16 protein-coding genes are annotated in these 19,397 nt (G+C 35.1%); 5 read left to right on the top strand and 11 right to left on the bottom strand.

Features of this window, described 5'->3' with window-relative positions:
• Positions 1-55: 55 nt before the first annotated feature.
• Positions 56-649, top strand: coding sequence for a YitT family protein (locus BR77_RS13270; RefSeq protein WP_010052742.1), 594 nt, complete (start codon positions 56-58; stop codon positions 647-649).
• Between the two features lie 170 nt (positions 650-819).
• Here BR77_RS13270 and mngB read toward each other — a convergent pair whose 3' ends face one another.
• The 4 genes from mngB to BR77_RS13250 form a co-directional block, all read right to left on the bottom strand.
• Positions 820-3,495, bottom strand: a complete 2,676-nt coding sequence (gene mngB / locus BR77_RS13265) for a mannosylglycerate hydrolase (protein WP_015077532.1) — start codon at positions 3,493-3,495, stop codon at positions 820-822.
• A gap of 85 nt (positions 3,496-3,580) precedes the next feature.
• Positions 3,581-4,684, bottom strand: a complete 1,104-nt coding sequence (locus tag BR77_RS13260) for a PTS fructose transporter subunit IIC (protein WP_015077533.1) — start codon at positions 4,682-4,684, stop codon at positions 3,581-3,583.
• Positions 4,685-4,704: 20 nt separating this feature from the next.
• Complete coding sequence (locus BR77_RS13255; RefSeq protein WP_015077534.1) at positions 4,705-5,031, bottom strand: PTS fructose transporter subunit IIB; 327 nt, start codon at positions 5,029-5,031, stop codon at positions 4,705-4,707.
• Entirely contained in the window at positions 5,028-5,489 is a 462-nt protein-coding gene (locus BR77_RS13250; RefSeq protein ID WP_010052735.1) for a PTS sugar transporter subunit IIA, read from the bottom strand. The genes BR77_RS13255 and BR77_RS13250 overlap by 4 nt, the downstream gene beginning before the upstream one ends.
• A gap of 224 nt (positions 5,490-5,713) precedes the next feature.
• Here BR77_RS13250 and BR77_RS13245 point away from each other — a divergent pair, with 224 nt between their 5' ends.
• Positions 5,714-7,651: a BglG family transcription antiterminator gene (locus tag BR77_RS13245; protein ID WP_015077535.1), complete on the top strand. Its 1,938-nt coding sequence runs from the start codon at positions 5,714-5,716 to the stop codon at positions 7,649-7,651.
• A 228-nt stretch (positions 7,652-7,879) separates the two neighbouring features.
• Here BR77_RS13245 and celB (BR77_RS13240) read toward each other — a convergent pair whose 3' ends face one another.
• Positions 7,880-9,151, bottom strand: coding sequence for a PTS cellobiose transporter subunit IIC (celB, locus tag BR77_RS13240; protein WP_015077536.1), 1,272 nt, complete (start codon positions 9,149-9,151; stop codon positions 7,880-7,882).
• A 391-nt stretch (positions 9,152-9,542) separates the two neighbouring features.
• On the opposite strand from celB (BR77_RS13240), the gene BR77_RS13235 reads away from it, so the two are divergent.
• Both BR77_RS13235 and BR77_RS13230 read left to right on the top strand, forming a co-directional pair.
• Positions 9,543-10,277, top strand: coding sequence for a YveK family protein (locus tag BR77_RS13235; RefSeq protein WP_016356642.1), 735 nt, complete (start codon positions 9,543-9,545; stop codon positions 10,275-10,277).
• Between the two features lie 11 nt (positions 10,278-10,288).
• Positions 10,289-10,996 (top strand): CpsD/CapB family tyrosine-protein kinase, encoded by a 708-nt coding sequence (locus BR77_RS13230; RefSeq protein WP_015077538.1) that lies wholly within the window; start codon positions 10,289-10,291, stop codon positions 10,994-10,996.
• Positions 10,997-11,047: 51 nt separating this feature from the next.
• On the opposite strand, the gene celB (BR77_RS13225) is transcribed toward BR77_RS13230, so the two are convergent.
• From celB (BR77_RS13225) to BR77_RS13215, 3 genes are read right to left on the bottom strand one after another with little or no spacing between them, the layout of a single operon-like run.
• Positions 11,048-12,361, bottom strand: coding sequence for a PTS cellobiose transporter subunit IIC (celB, locus tag BR77_RS13225; RefSeq protein ID WP_035065332.1), 1,314 nt, complete (start codon positions 12,359-12,361; stop codon positions 11,048-11,050).
• Positions 12,362-12,389: 28 nt separating this feature from the next.
• Positions 12,390-12,689, bottom strand: coding sequence for a PTS sugar transporter subunit IIB (locus tag BR77_RS13220; RefSeq protein WP_010052726.1), 300 nt, complete (start codon positions 12,687-12,689; stop codon positions 12,390-12,392).
• The gene (locus BR77_RS13215) at positions 12,686-13,027 is read right to left on the bottom strand and encodes a PTS lactose/cellobiose transporter subunit IIA (RefSeq protein ID WP_010052725.1); all 342 of its coding nucleotides are present in this window, start codon (positions 13,025-13,027) and stop codon (positions 12,686-12,688) included. Before BR77_RS13215 ends, BR77_RS13220 begins: the two co-directional genes overlap by 4 nt.
• Positions 13,028-13,427: 400 nt before the next feature.
• Here BR77_RS13215 and BR77_RS13210 point away from each other — a divergent pair, with 400 nt between their 5' ends.
• Entirely contained in the window at positions 13,428-16,091 is a 2,664-nt protein-coding gene (locus tag BR77_RS13210; RefSeq protein WP_035065329.1) for a sigma-54-dependent transcriptional regulator, read from the top strand.
• A 45-nt stretch (positions 16,092-16,136) separates the two neighbouring features.
• Here the strand turns inward: BR77_RS13210 and BR77_RS13205 are convergent, their stop codons facing one another.
• The 3 genes from BR77_RS13205 to BR77_RS13195 all read right to left on the bottom strand — a co-directional run bounded on the left by BR77_RS13205 (position 16,137) and on the right by BR77_RS13195 (position 19,394).
• A complete protein-coding gene (locus BR77_RS13205) occupies positions 16,137-16,919 on the bottom strand; it encodes a glycerophosphodiester phosphodiesterase (protein ID WP_015077543.1) in 783 nt (260 codons plus the stop codon).
• Positions 16,920-16,962: 43 nt separating this feature from the next.
• Entirely contained in the window at positions 16,963-17,721 is a 759-nt protein-coding gene (locus BR77_RS13200) for a glycerophosphodiester phosphodiesterase (RefSeq protein WP_015077544.1), read from the bottom strand.
• Positions 17,722-18,035: 314 nt separating this feature from the next.
• Positions 18,036-19,394: an ABC transporter substrate-binding protein gene (locus tag BR77_RS13195; RefSeq protein WP_015077545.1), complete on the bottom strand. Its 1,359-nt coding sequence runs from the start codon at positions 19,392-19,394 to the stop codon at positions 18,036-18,038.
• Positions 19,395-19,397 lie beyond the last annotated feature (3 nt).

Genomic DNA, 19,397 nt, shown 5'->3' with positions numbered 1-19,397 from the left:
ACTATGTTTTTCGTGTGATATACTTAACAAAATTATTTTGGTAGGTGAACATATTATGATTAAAGAAATAAAGAAAACGCCTATGATTCTGTTAGGACTCATTTTTATTAGTATCGGACTAAACTGGTTCTTATTACCCCACGACATTGCAGCTGCAGGAGTAGGCTCGATTGGACACTTAGTAGAAATTAATTTTTCAATCAATCGTTCGTTAACAGTCTGGTCCATTAACTTAACTATGCTAGTAATGGCGGCATTATTTTTGGGTAAGCTAGTTTTCATCAAATCTGTCATAGGAAGTTTATTGTTTCCAATTATATTGGGGTTCGTGCCTATGTTTGCCTTACTATCGTCTCATTTTATTTCCTTAATTATTGGGAGCTTATTATTCAGCTTAGGAGTATACTCACTTTATTCTGTTGGAGCATCTAATGGAGGAATCACGATTCCACCTATTATTTTCAATAAATATTTTCGTTTATCAATTTCAAAAGGACTACTTTTAACAAATTTAATCATTATTTTTTTCAACTATATTACTTTTGGTTTGCTAGAAACAGCTTTCGTTATTCTATCTATTGGTATTAGTACTCTATTCATTACTATTTTGACTAATTTTAAACCTGTTGTACACGACTTAGCAAAATAACAAAATGTGGCTAACAAATTTTCAATTCCATTTGATTGTCCTATTTTCATTAAAAAATTGGCTGATAAGTTTTAGGAACCCGTCCCTAGACTTACCAGCCAATTTATTTTTATTTATCTCATCTACCTGTCGTTTCAACATAATTCAGTATAAAAAATACTTCTGACTAATTATTCTACATATAACGTAATAAATTTAGCATGAGAAATATCCTCTAGTAGTACTTTTTGGTCTGAAATAGACAACTCTCGTTTCCGCTTTTCTTTTAAATTCACTTGTTCTACTAATTGAACAGGATGATTGAATACAACTTCTGTGTTTAAAGTTTCGTTAACATGGCCGTTATACAAGCGAATAATATAACCCGGTCGGTTCTCTGCCTTTTTCACAATACTTAACGTCAGATCCCCCTTAATTTCAAATAAACTATAATGGGTCGGCAACTCTTTGGGTTCATCACCTAATGTAAAAATGAGTCTAGAGTTTAAAAACTCTGCATATTGATACACTTGTAAGGGGCTCGTTGCTTTTTTGGCTTTATTTGCAACGGCCGCTTGATTGAATGAATCCGAAAAATAATACGCAGAGAACTCAAAGGTCATCACTTTATGGCATTGTGCATCTGGAGTTTCAATGACAGTTTCCCCTGACGCTCTACCTGGACGATACAATAAATCTTCTTTCCCCATAAAGCCATAGGTTCTAAAAAGCGTTAAACGAATCGTATCAAAGTCTTCTCCAATGATTTCGTATTCTCTTACGCCTTTTGGTATGACTGCAAGCCCATGCTCTTCATTAAATAGACTGACAAAGCTTTGACAAGTTTCGATAGCAATTGGCATCTCGTTCCATTTTTCTTTATGTGCATTCCATAAAGCCATTTCTTTTTCAAAAACAACTGGTCTTTTAATTGTCCCAAATTGCTGGTCTGCAGTGGAGAATTTCGACTGAATACCCGTATCAAATAGCACACAAACACGGTGACTGTCTACTAAACGATTATCTACTTGGAAAGTAAAATCGATAATTTCTGAATTTTTCTTTAATGCTACCCTTAAACTCAATGGAAGTTCTTTACTTCTTATACCTTTTTCACGTTCGATTAAATCTGCTGGAACCATCATTGTAAAATGAACAGCAATTGATTTAAAGATATCGGATTCTTTTACGTTAATTATCGGAGAGAATTCTGTAGATTGAATGACCAAATCTTTTTCTGGTGGCGAATAGTTAAATGAATCTCCATTGTCTCCGTTTTCTTCAATAATTCCTTGTTTTTTATACACTGTATCAGTAGCTTTCTCCAAAATATCAAATGATCCGTCTTCATTTACCGTGATTTGATAGAATTCATTCTCAATTTGATTCGTCTCTTTTGTAGCAAACTTAGTATAACTATCGCCGGCTAAATCAATCGTCAGTTGAGTATAGCCCATACTTGGTATCACTGAACTTTGAAAGGCAATTTTAGCTTTATAGACTTTTTTAGGCAGGTAACTCTCTTTCGTTGGATTTAAAATATTCCCTTGATTCAACACATAGGCTGTCTGATCTTCCATAGCTAAAATCGTGTATTCAAGTGGCGCGCCATTTGCATCTAAAATAGAAAAAGTTTCTTGAGGAAGATAAACTTCCGCTTCAATAACTTCATTTCGTTTTTTAGCGTAAGGATTGAAAATCGTCAAACTTATTTCTCTTTCCTCTGGTTGATGTATCTGCGTGGCTATTTCTCGCATCGTTAACTCAGATAAATTCATAGCAATATCACGCGCTTGTTTATAACGCATATAGACGTCTTCATTCGTTGTATCCGATACACAAGAACCAATTGAATCATGCGCTGCATTCTCGAACATTAGTTTCCAAACTTCTTTGATTGTTTCAACAGGGTAATCAAATCCCAGTTTCATTGAAATTGTTAAAATAGGTTCCAATACATTTACTAAATAATTTTGAACTTGCGTATTTAACGCTTTTAAATCTGGACGAGAAGAGAAAATTGTTTTATGAATACGCATTAACTTTCCATTAATTAACTCACCAGCAATTTCTTCAAGTTCAGGATGTTGATTCTTCACAGCTTGAATGTAGCGCTCAATTGTAGAAAAATGTAGTTCGTACTCTCCTTTGTATAATTCATTCATTTCTTTGACTAACTGAGGTAAATTTTCACGAGCGGGAGCTTGGTCAAATCCATTAGGAAAATAAACTTGATTTGTTGAACTTCTTTTCCAGGTTGTTTTAAAAGGCTCTTCGTGTAAAAATTTAGCTAATGCTTCTTTTTCTTCTGGAATCGCTCCGCCAATATAATACCCACTAGGAATTTGAAATGCCGTTACTACAGATCCGTCTTCGCCACGCCATTTAAATTCTGTTTGTTCCACATCGTCATCACTTACCCCGCGCCAAAACATCGTATCTTCAATTTCAAATTCTTGATAAATTTGAGGCATACTAGCAGCTTGTCCAAATGAATCTGGCACATAGCCGACATTCATATACGGTCCAAATTCTTCAGAGACCTGCATCCCATACTGCATATTCCGAACAATACTTTCTCCTGAAATAACTAATTGATCCGTTTGTGTGTACCAAGGGCCAATAATCAAGTTCCCGCTTTTCACTAACGCTTCAATCCTATTTTTATCTTGTGGTCGCCATTTTAAATAATCATCTAACAAAGACGCCTGCCCATCTAAAACAAATGTATCGTATCCATTTTCTCCTTCTAGCTGTTCCAACACTTTTTTCAAATCGTGCATTAAATAAATCTTTGATCTACTCGTTGTAAAATACCATTCTCGATCCCAATGACTATGTGGGACAACATGTACTGTTTTTTTCATTTATATGCTCCTAACGTATTTAAAATTCGATAGAAAAAGGCATGAGCCAACGGATGAAAACCATCGCTAATGCCCTTTTATTTAATTAATTTTCAAAACTAATCTCTACATCAATTGAATCCGTATCTTGTGCTTCTAATTCTTCATCTTTATTGAAATTCACGAATAGCGGCGCCACAAATCCAATAAATGCTGCACCAGCAAAGAGGCCAATTAAATAAGCCCAGCCATTTCCAACAGTAAAGAAGCCGTAGATTCCACCGACTGGCGGCATTTTATCGTACATACCTAACAAAATTCCAAGTCCAGAAGCAAGAGCACCACCAATCATATTAATCGGCACTAATTTTAAAGGACTAACCAAAGTAAATGGAATAGCACCTTCTGTAATCCCAATAAATCCCATGATAAAGTTATTTCTACCAGCATCTAAAAGCTCAGCATTAAAACGTTTCTTATGGAAAACAGTTGCTAGCGCATAACCTAGAGGAACTGCACAAATGGCTACGTTTACAATAATTGCTGGCAAGTATAAACCTTCAGTTAATAAAACATTTCCTGCCATCCAAGCAGCTTTATTCACTGGACCACCTAGATCTGAGCCAATCATCGCACCCATAATTAAAGCTAAAAGAACCTTATTTACATCGTTAGCAATCATGTTACGAATCCATTCTACAAGACTTGTATTAATCCAAGCTAAAGGTTCCGATAACAAAGCTCCCATTACAATAGCTACTGAGAGAGTTGCTATTAAAGGCAAAATCACTAATGGCATTACGCCAGAAAAGGATTCTGGTAATTTAATATGATTTTTAGACCATTTGACTAAATAACCTGCTAAAAAACCTGCGATTACGGCACCAAGAAAACCTGCATTGGTATTTGTTGCCACTGCCCCACCAATAAATCCTGCACCTAATGCTGCTTTGTCTCCAATTGAATAAGCAATAAACCCTGCTAATACTGTATTAATAAGTCCGATTCCGACCCAACCAACTTGCTCAATCGCGTAAAGGATATGTTTAAAACCTTCTGCATCGGCATAAGGATCTAGACTTGTAATTCCCATACCTAAAGCAATCATTTTAGGAATAGCGACAACTAATGATGCACCAATAATCAATGGAAGAACAAAACTAATCCCACTCATTAAGTGGCCTTTAATTTCCTGTAACTTCTTTTTCATTATTTATTTTCCCCTTTTCATTAATTTGCTGTTTGTCTTTCTTTAACGGCTTCAATACATTTTTTAAGAACAGCTTCTGGAGCCTTAATGCACGTATTAATACTCACACGCAATTGCGGTTTCCCATCAAATCGTTCAAGTCCAATTACTTTTTGATCTGTTGCTAATAAAACAAAATCGGCTTCATTTGCTTCCTGTTGACTAATCTTGTTGACTTGTCCCAATGATCCTTGTTGTTCTATTTTTACATCATAACCTAATTTTTTTCCTGCTTTTTCTAGTGCTTTAGCAGCCATTGGCGTATGAGCTAATCCCGCTGGACATGCTGAAATTCCGACTATTTTCATAACGTAGACTCTCCAATCATTTCATTTTTAATTACTGTAACTAATTGATCTTTATTCGTATTTTTTTGAACCTGACTGATAAATTCATCTTCCATTAAAGCAGTTGCTAATCGACTCAGCATTTCTAAATGAAGAGTCCCTTCATCTTCTTTTGGGACAAGCAAAGCAAAAATATTTTTCACTCTAGATTCATCAAAGGTCTCCCATTCAAGTTCATTTTCTAAACGAATGAACAAGACAGTTGGCGCTAATACATAGGGAGATTTCGCATGAGGAATAGCAAATCCATCCTGTAAACCAGTAGAATACTCACTTTCTCTTTCTACAAATGCTTCATATACTTTTTCCACATCTTTTACAAATCCTAACTTTTCTGCATATCTTGCAACTGATTTGAATAACTCGCTTTGCGAGGCAACAACAACATCCAAAAGAATGTTTTCTTCTGTGAAGTCCATTCTTATGACCTCCTTTCTTTGTTTCAATACATTAAATTTAATGGATTTACCAAACAATGTAAACACTTCCAATTTCCATTTCAAATGGAAATCGATTGAAAGTTAACTTTCCAAAAACACTTCCAGATTTACTGGAAAAAGTTCGGAAATAGCTTCATTCCAATATTTATAAAAATCATGTATGATAGACTTGAACTTACATACGACGGAAAGGAGAAATTATTATGTCCAAATTATCTTATCAAAGGCTCGATGATATTTTAGAAATGCTACTCAAGCATTCTGACTCTATTTCTATGAAAGAACTTACTTCTACTTTTTCCGTATCCGATCGCACAATTCGAACAGATATAAATAATTTAAACGATACGTTAAAAAATGTAGGCGCTACCGTTTCCTTATTACGGGGAAAAGGATATTCTCTTGATATTCAAAATCAAAAGGCTTTTACGACTTGGAGAAATGACAGTTTAACTTCAAATGATTTTAACCTAACCTCACTTGAAGAACGGCAATCATTTTTATTGTTTACTTTATTTAAAGCAGCGCAACCAGTCTCTTTAGATCGTTTTTTAGAACAACTATTTGTAAGCAAAAATACATTTTATTCCTATTTAAAATCTATTCGAGATGCTCTCATCCCCTATGGACTCAAAATCGTCAACAGACCGAATATAGGATTTGAAATTATTGGCCATGAATTTTCTAAAAGAAAAGCGATCAACGAGTTACTGATTGTGAAAGATTTACAAGAATATTTAGTCGGCTTTACAGAAATGGAACTTTCATTATTTGATACAATTGATTTGGAGTTATTGCAAGCCCTAGAACTTGAATCTCTTGCAGCATTAGAACTTTTAGATTCTGATTACTATCATAAAACCATTCTGTCCAATTTTGCATTGGCTCTAAGTAGAATAGTAGACAATAAAACGTTAACTACTTTCCCAGTTCGTATCCCAGTTTTAAAAAAAAATGCACAAGTTATAATGAATCAATTCTTAACCAAAATTGAACATTCTTTTGAGTTAAAATTAACGAAAGAAGAGCGTAATTATTTTAATTATTGCTTATCCATAAATGCGCCAAGATTAGTGGAAACTGAGAAAGAAGTCGAACAATCCAGTACGATTGCCCATGAAATCGTTGCAGAACTTTTAGAAATCATTCAAAAAACAGCGAATTATGATTGGCGGGAAGATGTTACTTTGATAAAAGATTTAACTTCTCATGTAGAAGGCTTTATTAATATGAATCTAATTGAAACTGGTCGTAGCAATCCATTACTGGACACCATCAAAAACTCCTTTCCGTTGGCTTTTGATTTATGTTTGACGCACCTAGAAACAATTGGAATGCACTATGGATTATATTTTTCAGAAGATGAAATTGGCTACATTGCTTTGCATATTGCAGGTGCCATTGAACGCAGTGCTACTATCAATCATAGAAAACATCGCGTTATTCTTATTTGTGGCACAGGCCGCACCATGAGTAGAATTATTGAAGCAAAAATCAACAAACGTTATCAAGACAAAATCGACATTGTAGACCGCCTTTCCTATATTGAATTGCAACAGTACGATTTAACTGAAATTGATTTCGTCATTACCACCGTTCCTTTAGAAAAAATGGAGACTCCTTCTGTCTATATTCATATGGGGCAATTGGATAAAGAGATTGAAAAAGTAGAGCCTTTTATGGAGAAAATAAAGACCCAAACGTCTACTATTTTCGACTTATTTTCTAAGGATTTTTTCCTTTACAACCCTTCAGTCCAATCAAAAAAAGAACTCCTCCAGAAAATGATTGAGCCACTGAAATTGCAAGGTATTGTTCCTGATGACTTTTATGAAAGTGTTTGGATTAGAGAAAAAATTAGTCAAACAAATATTAATCGTGTTCTTGCTATTCCTCATCCGATGTCACTAACTTCTATTAAATCAAAAGTCGCTGTAGCCATAATGCCAAATGGTATTGATTGGGGAAACGGTGAAAAGGTTCATTTCATTTTTTTATTTGCTATAAAGAAAGAGGACTATGAAGATACCGGCGATATTTATGACTTGCTATTAGAGTTTATTGATCGAGAAGATAGTCAAAAAATCATTCTAAATACACCTACATTTGATTCATTTATAGAGATATTAAAAGAAATTTAACAGATCCTAGTCTAAAAGCAGTTAGTGCTGTCACTTCAATGACTTTAAACTTCTATTTATATGTCCTTTAATTTAATTTCTTTCTAAAAAAGATGAATTTTATCAGCTTGTATACAACTTAAAAAGCAGCTTGAGAGTTCTTCTCAAGCTGCTTAAATAAACTGACTTTTATTCTCTTTACAAAGTTCCATCAACACCAGTTGACATACAACCATAAATTTCCTTCTTTTAAAGCGTTTGCTTTAGATTGCTACGATCAATTAATTTCAGGAATGGGAACCATAGAACCCCAACAATAGCGATATCAACCAATTGTAAGACCCCACCTAAAATTGAGTTCGTTGCCAGTATCCCATTGATGAAAATTGGAACTGTCCACGGCACAGAAACACCTGTTGGAGCTGGCACAATACCAGCTGCCATCACAAGGTAATTGAAGGTTGTTACAATTAACGGTGTAATAATCCAAGGAATAAAAATCGCTGCATTTAGCACCATTGGCATCCCAAAAATAACTGGTTCGTTAACGTTAAAAATACCCGGTCCTAAGGCTAACCGCCCAACATCTTTTAACTGGCGGCTCTTCATAAAGAAGGCCATTAAAATTACCACCATTAATGTCATCCCCGAACCACCCATACCAACTGTAAAAATTTCCATAAAAGGTTTTGTAATAATGTGTGGCAATGGTTGCCCAGCTTTATAGGCTTCTAAGTTATCCAACATCAATGTGTTCCAGATTGGATCCATTACGGAATTGACTAAAATCTGACCGTGTAGTCCAAAGAACCATAGAAATTGTACAAAAAATAGCGCAATCAACGTTGCTGGTAATCCGCTTCCTAATCCAACTAATGGTTTTTGGATAACTTCATAAACAACATCATGTAAATTCGTATTAAAAACACCAATAACAAAAGCATTTAATAAGGCAAAAATTGTTAAGGTTAAAATTGCAGGAATCATTGCTGCAAATGAACGAGCCACTGCAGGAGGAACACCGTCAGGCATTTTGATAACAAGTCCTTTTTTGACAAAACGCACATATATTTCAGTTGCGATAAAGGCAGCTAACATACCAATAAACATCCCTTTGGCACCTAAGCGGTCTAAAGCCAACACGCCACTAACTTCTTCGCCATTTTCTAAGATCATAAAAAAGGGTGTGAGTATTAAAAATGAAGATAACGCAACTGCACCACCAAAAATAGCTTCTACTTCATAGCTTTTACTTAAATAATATCCTATCCCAAATGTTACAAAAATAGACATAATTCCCATTGTTGCACTTTGCCCATTACTAAATAAGTGATTTAATGTTCCTTTCGTTGCATCATTAAAAAAAGGTAAATTATTTAGAACCACAACAATTGACCCAAACATTGTTATTGGAAATGACAACATAAATGCATCACGTAAAACAGTCAAATATTTATTCTGCCCAAGCTTACTAGCAACAGGCATAATTTTTTCTCCTAATTTATCAATAAAACCATTCATTTTACAACCTCCCAATTGTTTTTTCATTTTATAAAAGGCCTTTTATAAAATAGCATGAAATCGATTACAACAAATTTTAACACTAACTAAGTTAATTGTCTAGTCTTTTCATTATTAAAACTGTACATTATTAATTAAATACCTCGATTTTATGTAAACGCCGTCATTCGTCAAGTTTTATTTTTTCTATTAAAAGTACTTATTCTTAAAAAATATCTTTTTTGCATATGATTTCATTACCATACCTACCTTTCTAAACAACTAGATAAGCATTATTTTTTTTTACTAGATAAACGGACTTTTTATAAATGTATTTTCTAACTAAAGCATGGTATCTTTTGGATTAATCGTTTTCGAAAAGTTTAAAACGATGTTTAAATAGGGGGATTCTATGGAAGAAACAATTAGTTTGATTGAAATAATTAACCTGTTAAGAAAAAGGTTTTTTTTAATTTTGGGAACAACTTTACTAGGTGCGCTCTGTGCTTTTATTTTTAGTTTTTATTTTATTACACCAACCTATACCGCTAGCAATCAACTACTAGTCAATCCAATAAAAAGTGACGAACAAACTGCTAATCAATTCAACGACTTACAAACAGATATTCAAATGATTAGTACCTATAAAGATATTTTAAAAGGACCTATTATTCTAAATGAAGTCCAAAAAAGACTCGAGACACCTCTGTCTACTCAAGCAATTGCCAGCAAGATTACGATTGAAACACAGCCTAATTCTAAAGTTTTCGCCATAAAAATTATTGATTCCGATGCAAAACGAGCAGCTACATTAGCTAACTTAATTTCAGACGTCTTTCAGGAAAAAATCGGTGAGCTTATGCGGATTGATAATGTTCATTCTATCTCATCTGCCGAAGTTAATTTACAGCCAGTTGGACCAAATAAAACACTAAATATTTTGATTGGGACAATTATTGGATTAATGATGGGGATTGGATTTTCGTTCTTATTAGAATTCTTAAATTTAAAAGTACGAGATGAAACATATTTAATCAATCATCTTGATTTAACTCATTTAGGTACACTTAGCGTTATTGTCGAAGATGGAGCAGGTCAACAATCCTCTAATCTAGCCCTAACCCGTTCAACAAGATTTAAGAAATAGGAGAATATATTATGCTAAATTTTCGTTCAAAAAAACAGACTCGAGTTGTTAAAGCACCTAAGTTAATAACATCTTTGTATCCAAATTCAATTATCTCTGAACAGTTTAGAACGATTCGATCCAACCTACAATTTTCTGAAAATGGAATGAATTTAAAAACTATTGGGGTAACTTCTTCAGGTCCAGGAGAAGGAAAATCAACTGTTTCAGCAAATTTAGCAACAGTATTTGCGGATCAAAAACACCGGGTTTTGCTAATAGATGCTGATTTACGGAGACCGAGTATCCATCGTGTGTTCAAAAAACCAAACACAAAAGGCTTAACTAGTTTGCTTAACAATCCAAATTTATCTGTTGAAGAAGTGATTCATCGCAGCAAAATAGAGAATTTATTTTTAATTACTAGTGGACCGACACCAACAAATCCTTCTGAACTTTTAAGCTCCAATGGGATGGACCGCTTAATCAAATTGTTTCAGAAAAACTTTGATCTGATCATTTTCGATTTACCGCCTACTGTAGCCGTAACGGATGCGCAAATTATGGCAACTAAGGTGGATGGTACCATACTAGTTGTTCGTAATGATGTTGCCTATAAAGATGCTGTGGATAAAGCCGTTGATCTGTTAAGGACAGTTGGTGCCAATCTTGTTGGCTTTATTTTCAATGGAGCAGAGCGAAAAACAACCGATCCTTATTCTTATTATGGAAAAGACTAAATAAAAAAGCATGAAACAAGAATTCAACTTGTTTTCATGCTTTTTCTTTATTTAAGCGAGTGCTTCTTCGGGCGTTTGATTCTCATGAGCACCCTCTAATTCTAACTGGTAAGCTTTATTATCTTCTAGCTTAAAGAACGGGAAGTAGATAGCCATACTTAAACCAATTTGAACAACTTGTAACAGAGCCCCTCGCCAACCATTTAATAAGAAACCAGAGACGATTGGTGGCGTTGTCCAAGGTAAATTGGTCCCGTTGGTAAAATCAACCAATCCTGTTGCCATGGCAAAATAGGCAACAATTACTAAGACGACGGGTGTAATAATAAATGGAATCATCATTACAGGATTTAATACAATTGGAATCCCAAAAATAAGTGGTTCGTTAATATTAAAAATTCCAGGGGCAATAGCTAGTTTTCCAAGTGTTTTGAATTGAGCTGATTTGGCCACAAAGACACATAGAATAGCTAAACCTAATGTACCACCTGCACCACCTACTTTAATAAAGTTAGAATAAAATTGATAGTTGACAATATGTGGTAAGGCTTCATGAGCACTAAAAGCAGCTGCGTTGTCTGCAGTTAAAGATAACCAAATTGGTTGCATTACTGCACCAACAATATTTGATCCATGAATACCAAATGACCAAAGTAAACCTTCAAAAAGCAAGACCACAATGGTTGCTGGTAATGAACTACCTAATGCTGTTAGCGGTGTTTGAAGAATCTGAAAGATAAATGCTTGGGCAGTATCATAGGCTGTGAAACTAAATCCAATTCGAATTAAATCAAAAATAACTATCACGAAAAATGCAGGAATAAGTGCAGTAAAAGAACGGGCTACATTTGAAGGAACTGAATCGGGCATTTTAATTGTCCACCCACGTTGCTCCACCCATCTTGAAATTTCAACGGCTAAAATAGCTGTAATCATCCCAACAAATAGACCACTAGCACCTAAATTAGATGTAGGTATTCCATTTGCGCCACCTGTATCAGCAATCGTTGGTGTAAGAATAAAGAAGGCAACAACTGCAATTACGACAGCTGCTAAATCATCCACTTTATAGTGATGAGCTAGATCTTTTGCAATTCCAAATACAACAAAAATTGTCATAATATTCATGGTCATATCATACGGAACCATAAAGTAAGTCGTCCAGTTTTCGCCCATTATTGAGGCCATGAAATCAGCGTAACCAGGAATTGGCAAGTTAGCAAATAGTAGAAATACTGATCCAATAATTAAAATCGGCATAGCACCAAAAAAACCAGTTTTAATAGCTGATAAATAACGATTTGAATCTAATTTATACGCAATTGGTCCCATTTTTTCTTGTAGTACATCTAAAAATTTATCCATTATTTTCCCTCCGATTCATAAAATCAAGTTACAACGACAAGGCTAATTTCAGAACTTTTTCACCGTTCATACGACCATAATCAACAACTGGAATCGCGGCTACTTTTATCCCTTTAGGTTCATAGGCTGCCTTGCATTTCTTTAATAAAAACGAAACTTGTGGTCCAAGCAATAAAATATCGGTAGAATCCGCATATTTTTCAAATTGTTTTTCGGGTACAGCAATAATTTCCACGTCAATTTCATTTGCTAAAGCATATTTTTCCATCTTACTGACTAATAAACTCGTGGACATTCCTGCAGCACATGCGAGCGTAATTTTTATCATTTTGTCACCAATTCCTTTAACTTTGCATTTTCTTCATACAAGCGAATAAATTGTTCTGCCATATCCATGACTGTCATAGCATTCATCATGTGATCTTGAGCATGTACCATTAATAACGAGATTTTTGTCCCATTCCCCCTGATTTCTTCTTGGATTAGCTCAGTTTGAGTTTGATGTGCTTGGCTGATTGCTGCACCTCCTTCCTTTAAATCATTTTTGGCTTTTTCAAAATCACCCGCACTAGCAGACTCGATTGCTGACATCGCTAAACTTCTTGCATTTCCACCATTCATAATTAAAGACATAATAATCTCTTCATTTTCTAAATGCTCTTCCATAGTAATTCAGTCCTCCTTTATTTCGTATAAAAGCTCGTTGAGACGGGTAGCTCTGGCAAGAAAATAGGAAAAATTGATATGGCGTTTTTTGCCATCTCGAATTTTTATCTTTTTCTCGAAGAGTTGGCTCATAAGAGCTAGCCTCGTATAAAAGCTCGTTGAGACGGGTAGCTCAAAAGAGCTAACTTTTCGGTTATACTTTATTTAAAAGCAATTCTCATGCCAATACACATAAACATTGGTATAGTAGCTTTTAACCAGACAAAAAATAATACTGTTTCACAAGTTAGTCACATTGTTCTTTGCAATAAAACACATAGAAACAGATTCACTTTGCTTATCTGATTTTATTTCGGTATACTTTATTTAAAGCGTTTTCAATCAATAGGGGGAGATAGTGATGAGACGAATTGAACTTATTTTACAAGAATTAGAAAAAAGTGCAGGAAATACTGGACTAAGCACACAAGAAATTGCTGAAAGCTTAGGTCTGACTAGAGCAAATGTTAGTTCTGATTTAAATCAATTGGTGGCAGAAGGACGTGCAACAAAAGAAATTGGCAAACCGGTCCTTTACTTTCCATTAGTTAAAGTTGCTCAACTAGAAAAATTTTCTTTTGATAATCCATCTTTACAAATGATGATTGAACAAGCTAGAGCGGCTATTTTATATCCACCTAAAGGATTAAATATGCTTTTTTATGGTGAAACTGGTGTTGGAAAATCAATGTTTGCCAATTTAATTTATGAATATGCGTGCTCCGTAAAAAAAACAACTAAACATTATCCCTTCATTCACTTTAACTGTTCTGATTATGCCAACAACCCACAACTACTTATGGGGCAGCTTTTTGGTGTTGCTAAAAATGCCTATACTGGAGCAACCGAGGAAAAAAAAGGGTTAATTGAAGAAGCCAATGGTGGTATGCTTTTTTTAGATGAAATCCACCGACTTCCACCAGAAGGCCAGGAAATGTTTTTTACTTTTATTGATCGAGGGCTTTATAGACGTTTAGGTGAATCGAATTCTGAACGCTCAGCTGAAGTTCAGATTCTTGCAGCTACAACTGAAGCACCTGAATCAGCCTTATTAAAAACTTTTCAGCGCCGGATTCCAATGGTCATCAAAATTCCAAATCTCCTAGAACGAACCATTGAAGAACGAGCAAGCTTAATCACTTTATTTTTTAATCAGGAAGCCGATCGTTTAGGCATTCCAATTAAAGTTTCACAAAATTCAATGCGTGCTTTATTGTCCTATAATTGCCCGAATAATATTGGACAACTAAAAAATGATATTCAACTCGCTTGTGCTAAAGTTTATGCAGATTTCATTGTTGCCCACAAAAAAGAGCTAATTATTCATAGCCCAGAACTCCCAACCCATGTCTTAAATGGACTTTACTTACAAGTTGAGACTCGAGATATTTGGACAAAACTAAGTCAACTTCATGGTAAATACTTAACTTTTAATGGTACAAATAAAGTTAAATTGCTACAAGAAAATAAACCGGTCCAATCCGTCTATCAGCTGATTGACTCAACTTCTCAAGAAATGCAACACTTAGAAATAAATCAAGAGGCACTAGCCAAAATTATTGATACCAATATTGAAGAATACTTTCAACAATTTTCAACGGTGATTGATAAGCCCGTTGATTTCCAGCAACTTAAAAATATTGTTCCAGTCAGTGTTTTAGAAGCCAGTCAATTAATGCTAGAATTAAGTGAAAAATTGTTAAAAACTAAAATTTCAACAAAGGTCAAGCATGCATTGGTGGTTCATATTTATACAACCTATACTCGCGTGCGAAGTGGTGAACATCTAGAAAATACAAAACTAGCTGAAATCAAAAAAAAACACCCCGAGGCCTTTAAAGTTGCGTTAGAATGTGTTGTATTATTAAATGCTAGTTTAGATATTGACATTCCTATGGATGAAGCTGGCTTTATTGCCATGTTTTTCGTATATAACGAGGAAGAGCCTAGTGCCAAACAAAAATTTGTGCGCGTTATTATTATGACCCATGGAGCTTCCACTGCAACTTCAATGTCAACATTGGTAAATTCATTACTAGGTGTCCAACATGCCATTGGAATCAACATGCAGATTGATGAAAGCCCCGCAACTGTTATGGCTCGTTTAAAAACCTTTTTAATTGAAAGTAACACAAAAGAAGATTGTTTATTTTTAGTTGATATGGGATCTCTAAATAATATCAGCAACGAGATTCAAAAAGAGTTGGCCATTCGTTGCCGAACACTCCCATTAGTTAGTACCTTACATGTTCTGGAAGCCACGCGAAAAGCAGTTATGGGTCATTCTCTTGATGAAATTTATCGAGATACAAAACAAGTTAGTCTCTATTTACAACCCTACGCCGAAAAGGAACCGAGCTTTATTAGACACTCTGAACAAAAAACGGTTATTCTAACCATTTGCTTAACTGGCGAAGGCACTGCAAAACTCATGAAAAATATTCTGGAAAAGAAAATCCAATTCCAAGAAGACTACATTCAAATTTTACCGATTACACTTCTCCATGCGGAAAGTATTGAGGAGCATATCAAAAAATTGCAGCAACAATATACGATTATTTGTGTAGTCACTTCATTAACAGTAGAAACGGATCTGCCACAATTTCATCTTTATGATTTATTTCAAACAAATACAATTGCTCGTATTCAAGAAATTGTTGATATCGAGCTTTCCTATGCCACTATTGGTGAGACCTTAAAAGAAGATTTAAAATATGTCGATAGTGACACTATTGTCCAAGATACTAAATTGTTTATCCAAACTGTTGCAGATACAATGGAAATTAATTTAAATGTTAAAGTTGTTTTTGGGTCTATTTTTCATATTTCTTGCTTGATTGATCGGTTAATATCGGGGGCTGCCTTAGAGCCTTTTCCAGAGAAAACAAGTTTTCAAACCCTTTATCAGCAAGAATATCAAACATTGCAACAATTAGTTAAACCACTTGAAGAAAAATACTCAATCTTAATTCCAGAAGATGAGATTTGTTACCTGCTTTCACTTTTTATTCACCATAACGGCTAAAAAAGACACTGAAATCTGAGTTCTAAACTCGGTTTCAGTGTTTCTTTATTCAAGATTGATTAATTTTTTCGTGAATAGGTTAAAATCAGTAAAGTAGCCATCGACTTGACTATTTAAAAGTCTTTTTTGCTCAGCTTTTTCACTTTTTTTATTTATAAAGTAGACATGTACTTGTTTTCCCGCTCGATGTATTTGTCGAACTACATTATCAGTCACCTCACGAGATTCAATGCCAATCGTAGCAAAATCAGACTTCACAGCTGAGTTCAAATCAAAGTCTCCAGCTTTCATTAACCAAGTTAAAGATAGATTAGGTGCTAACTGCCTAGCACGTATCAGACTTTCTGAAGAAAAGGATTGTAAGAGCACAAAATTTTCATCATCCAAATCATTTTTTTCTAATAATTGAATCAGGGGTTCCACCATATCTAGGCCTTTTGTCGATTCACGTAGCTCAATGTAATAGCGAGTACTTTTACCAAATTTTTCTAAAATCTCTACTAGTGTAGGGATTTTTTCTTGTTCTTTTTGAGTGCTAACCAAAGTCAATTTTTCCAATTCAGCTAACGTAAAATTTTCAACTTTACCTGTACCATTAGTCGTTCGATTGATAGTCTCATCATGGAGAGCTACCAATTGACGATCCTTGGTCATACGCAGATCAATTTCAATATAGTCTACTTGATCCTGAATAGCTTGTTGATAAGCCGATATTGAATGCTCTGGTTGTCGATCATTTGCCCCGCGGTGAGAGATGATGCTAAGCGCAGTCTTGGGTTCTCTCGATTCTGGTTGCTCTTTTGTCCAGCCAATAGCTACACACAACATTATGAAGAAAAGTAGTGGATATAGTAACCGTTGCTTCCTCATCTTAACTAAACAGTGCTCGAATTTCCAACGCCTTACGAGGAAAATCAGTCATCAGTGCCGTACTATCTTGGCCAATACTAGCCTTCATATCTTGGCTACTATTAATAGTCCATAAACGAATAGGAAGATTTTGGCACGCCCCTTTCAACTGAGCATAGTCAGAACCTAAACCAATTTCTTTACTTAAGTGTAAACCATCTAATGATAACACAGGAATATATTCCCAAATCCGAGGAACTGGATGCGCTACAAGCCAAGCTATTTTAGCACTAGTATCAACTTCTTTGATTGCTGCTAAACTAGGATAATGAAAAGAAGAATACACAACTTGTTCTTCATACTGATACTTTTTAACTAGCTTGACTGCCTTTTCAGCTAAACCAAAATAGGGAAACATTGTCGTTTTCAATTCAATATTCAATTCAATTTCAGTTCCTTGCAGCAACTTTAAGACCTCTTCTAGTGTTGGAATTTTTTCTAGTTCCCAACTCCGATCGTATAACGGAAACTGTTGATAGCGCTCTGCTAAAGTAAGTGCTCGTAACTCATCTAGTGTATAGTCATTAACAAACCCTTCCCCTTTAAACGTTCGTTTCACCTCTTCATCATGAATTACAACCAGTTCTTCATCTTTGGTTAAGTGAATGTCACATTCAATTCCATCAACACCTGCCTCAATTGCCTTTCTAAAACTCAAAAGCGTATTCTCAGGATACTCACCTGAGGCACCACGATGAGCGTAAATCTTTGTTTTAGACATATCTATATCTCCTTAATGAAAAGTTTGTTGAGCCGTTTAGACCTGCAGAAAAATAGGGAATTCCAAGAAAAGTATCTCTTTACTTTTTTGGGAATTTATCTTTTTTCCGAAGGGCTGGATCATAAAAACTAGCCTAAATAAAAAGTTTGTTGAGTTGGCTCAGGCTCGAATGAAAAATAGGGGAATTTGATGTGACGCTTTTTTGTCACCTCGAAATTTCATCTTTTTTCCGAGAGGCTAACTCATAAAAACTAGCCGTGATAAAAGATACCCCTACTACAAACACTGATTCAGATTGCAGCAGGGATGTTTAATTATTTTTTATTTGCTCGATTAGCTTGTTCAATGGCTTGATTGACTTGTTCTACTGCTGCTTTAAATGTTGGTTCAATTTCAGCTCCATTGTAAACTTGCTCTAAAGCCGTTTCCATAATTTTTCGTTCTTCCGGTAACATATTCATCAATGCACCTTGTGTTGCCGCAGATGTTTTTGTCGCTTGTAATTGTTCAACCGCCACTTTTAACTGTGGTTTCTTTTTATAGGCTTCTGCTACAATTGCTTCATCGTATGCTTTTGAATTGATGGCAAAATATCCTGTTGCAACATGCCATTCTGCTTGCACTTCTGGAGTAGCTAAATACTTCAAGAAATCCCATGCAGCTTCTTGTTCAGCCGTTTCTTTCCCTTTAGACATCCATAAACTCGCTCCACCAATTACAACGCCCTCACGCTCAGCTTTTTCGGGATAAGGAAGATACGCTTCGCCGACTTCAAACTTCGCTCCATCAATCACTTGACCAGCAGAAGCTGACGATTGTAGAAACATGGCAACATCGCCGTTAATAAATCCTGCCACCATATTATCTGCATTTGTTCCGTAATTAGCAAAAGTTTCATCTTTAATCATTTGCTCAGCCCACTCGAAAATCGAGCGTCCCGCAGCATTATCATACGCTACTTTTGTCGGAGTCTTACTGCGACCATTATCATTATTCATTAATAAACTGCCTTGATTTGCCAACAACTCCTCATATAACCAACCATAAGCTTGTAAAGCAAAACCTTTCATAGCAGGATTACTTTTTTTAATTGCTAAACCAGCTTTTTCTATTTCTTCAAAGGTTTGCGGAGGATTCTCAGGATCTAGACCCGCCTTTTTAAATGCTTCTTTATTGTAGTACATCACTGGAGTAGAAGAATTAAATGGCATCGAATAAAATTTTCCATCGACCTTATAATAATTGGCAATGTTCTCTTCCAAATCGCTAGTATCATAATTATCAGCATCAATAAATTTTTGCATTGGTTCAATGAAGCCACTATCAATCATCATTTTTGTACCAATTTCTTGGACTTGAACAATTGTTGGTGCATCCTTTGTTCCGCCAACACTTTGGAATTTTGGCAATGATTCTTCATATGTTCCTTGGAACTCCGCTTTAACTTCAACTTTAGATTGTGAATTATTGTAACCTGTCACGATTTTATTTAGCGCTTCTTGATTCACTCCAGACATTGAATGCCAAAAGTTGACTGTCGTTTTCTCAGTTGTTTTTTCGCTAGATTCCTTCTCAGAAGCTGTTGTTGTATCTTTTCCACTATCACATGCTGCCAACACACTCGCTGTTCCTAAACCAATTAATGCAACTGCCATCATCTTTTTGAATTTCATAAT

The sequence above is a fragment of the Carnobacterium maltaromaticum DSM 20342 genome (assembly GCF_000744945.1).
Classification (GTDB): domain Bacteria; phylum Bacillota; class Bacilli; order Lactobacillales; family Carnobacteriaceae; genus Carnobacterium; species Carnobacterium maltaromaticum.
Note: the sequence above shows the minus strand (reverse complement) of the source record. Positions and strands in the feature narration are given on the sequence as shown.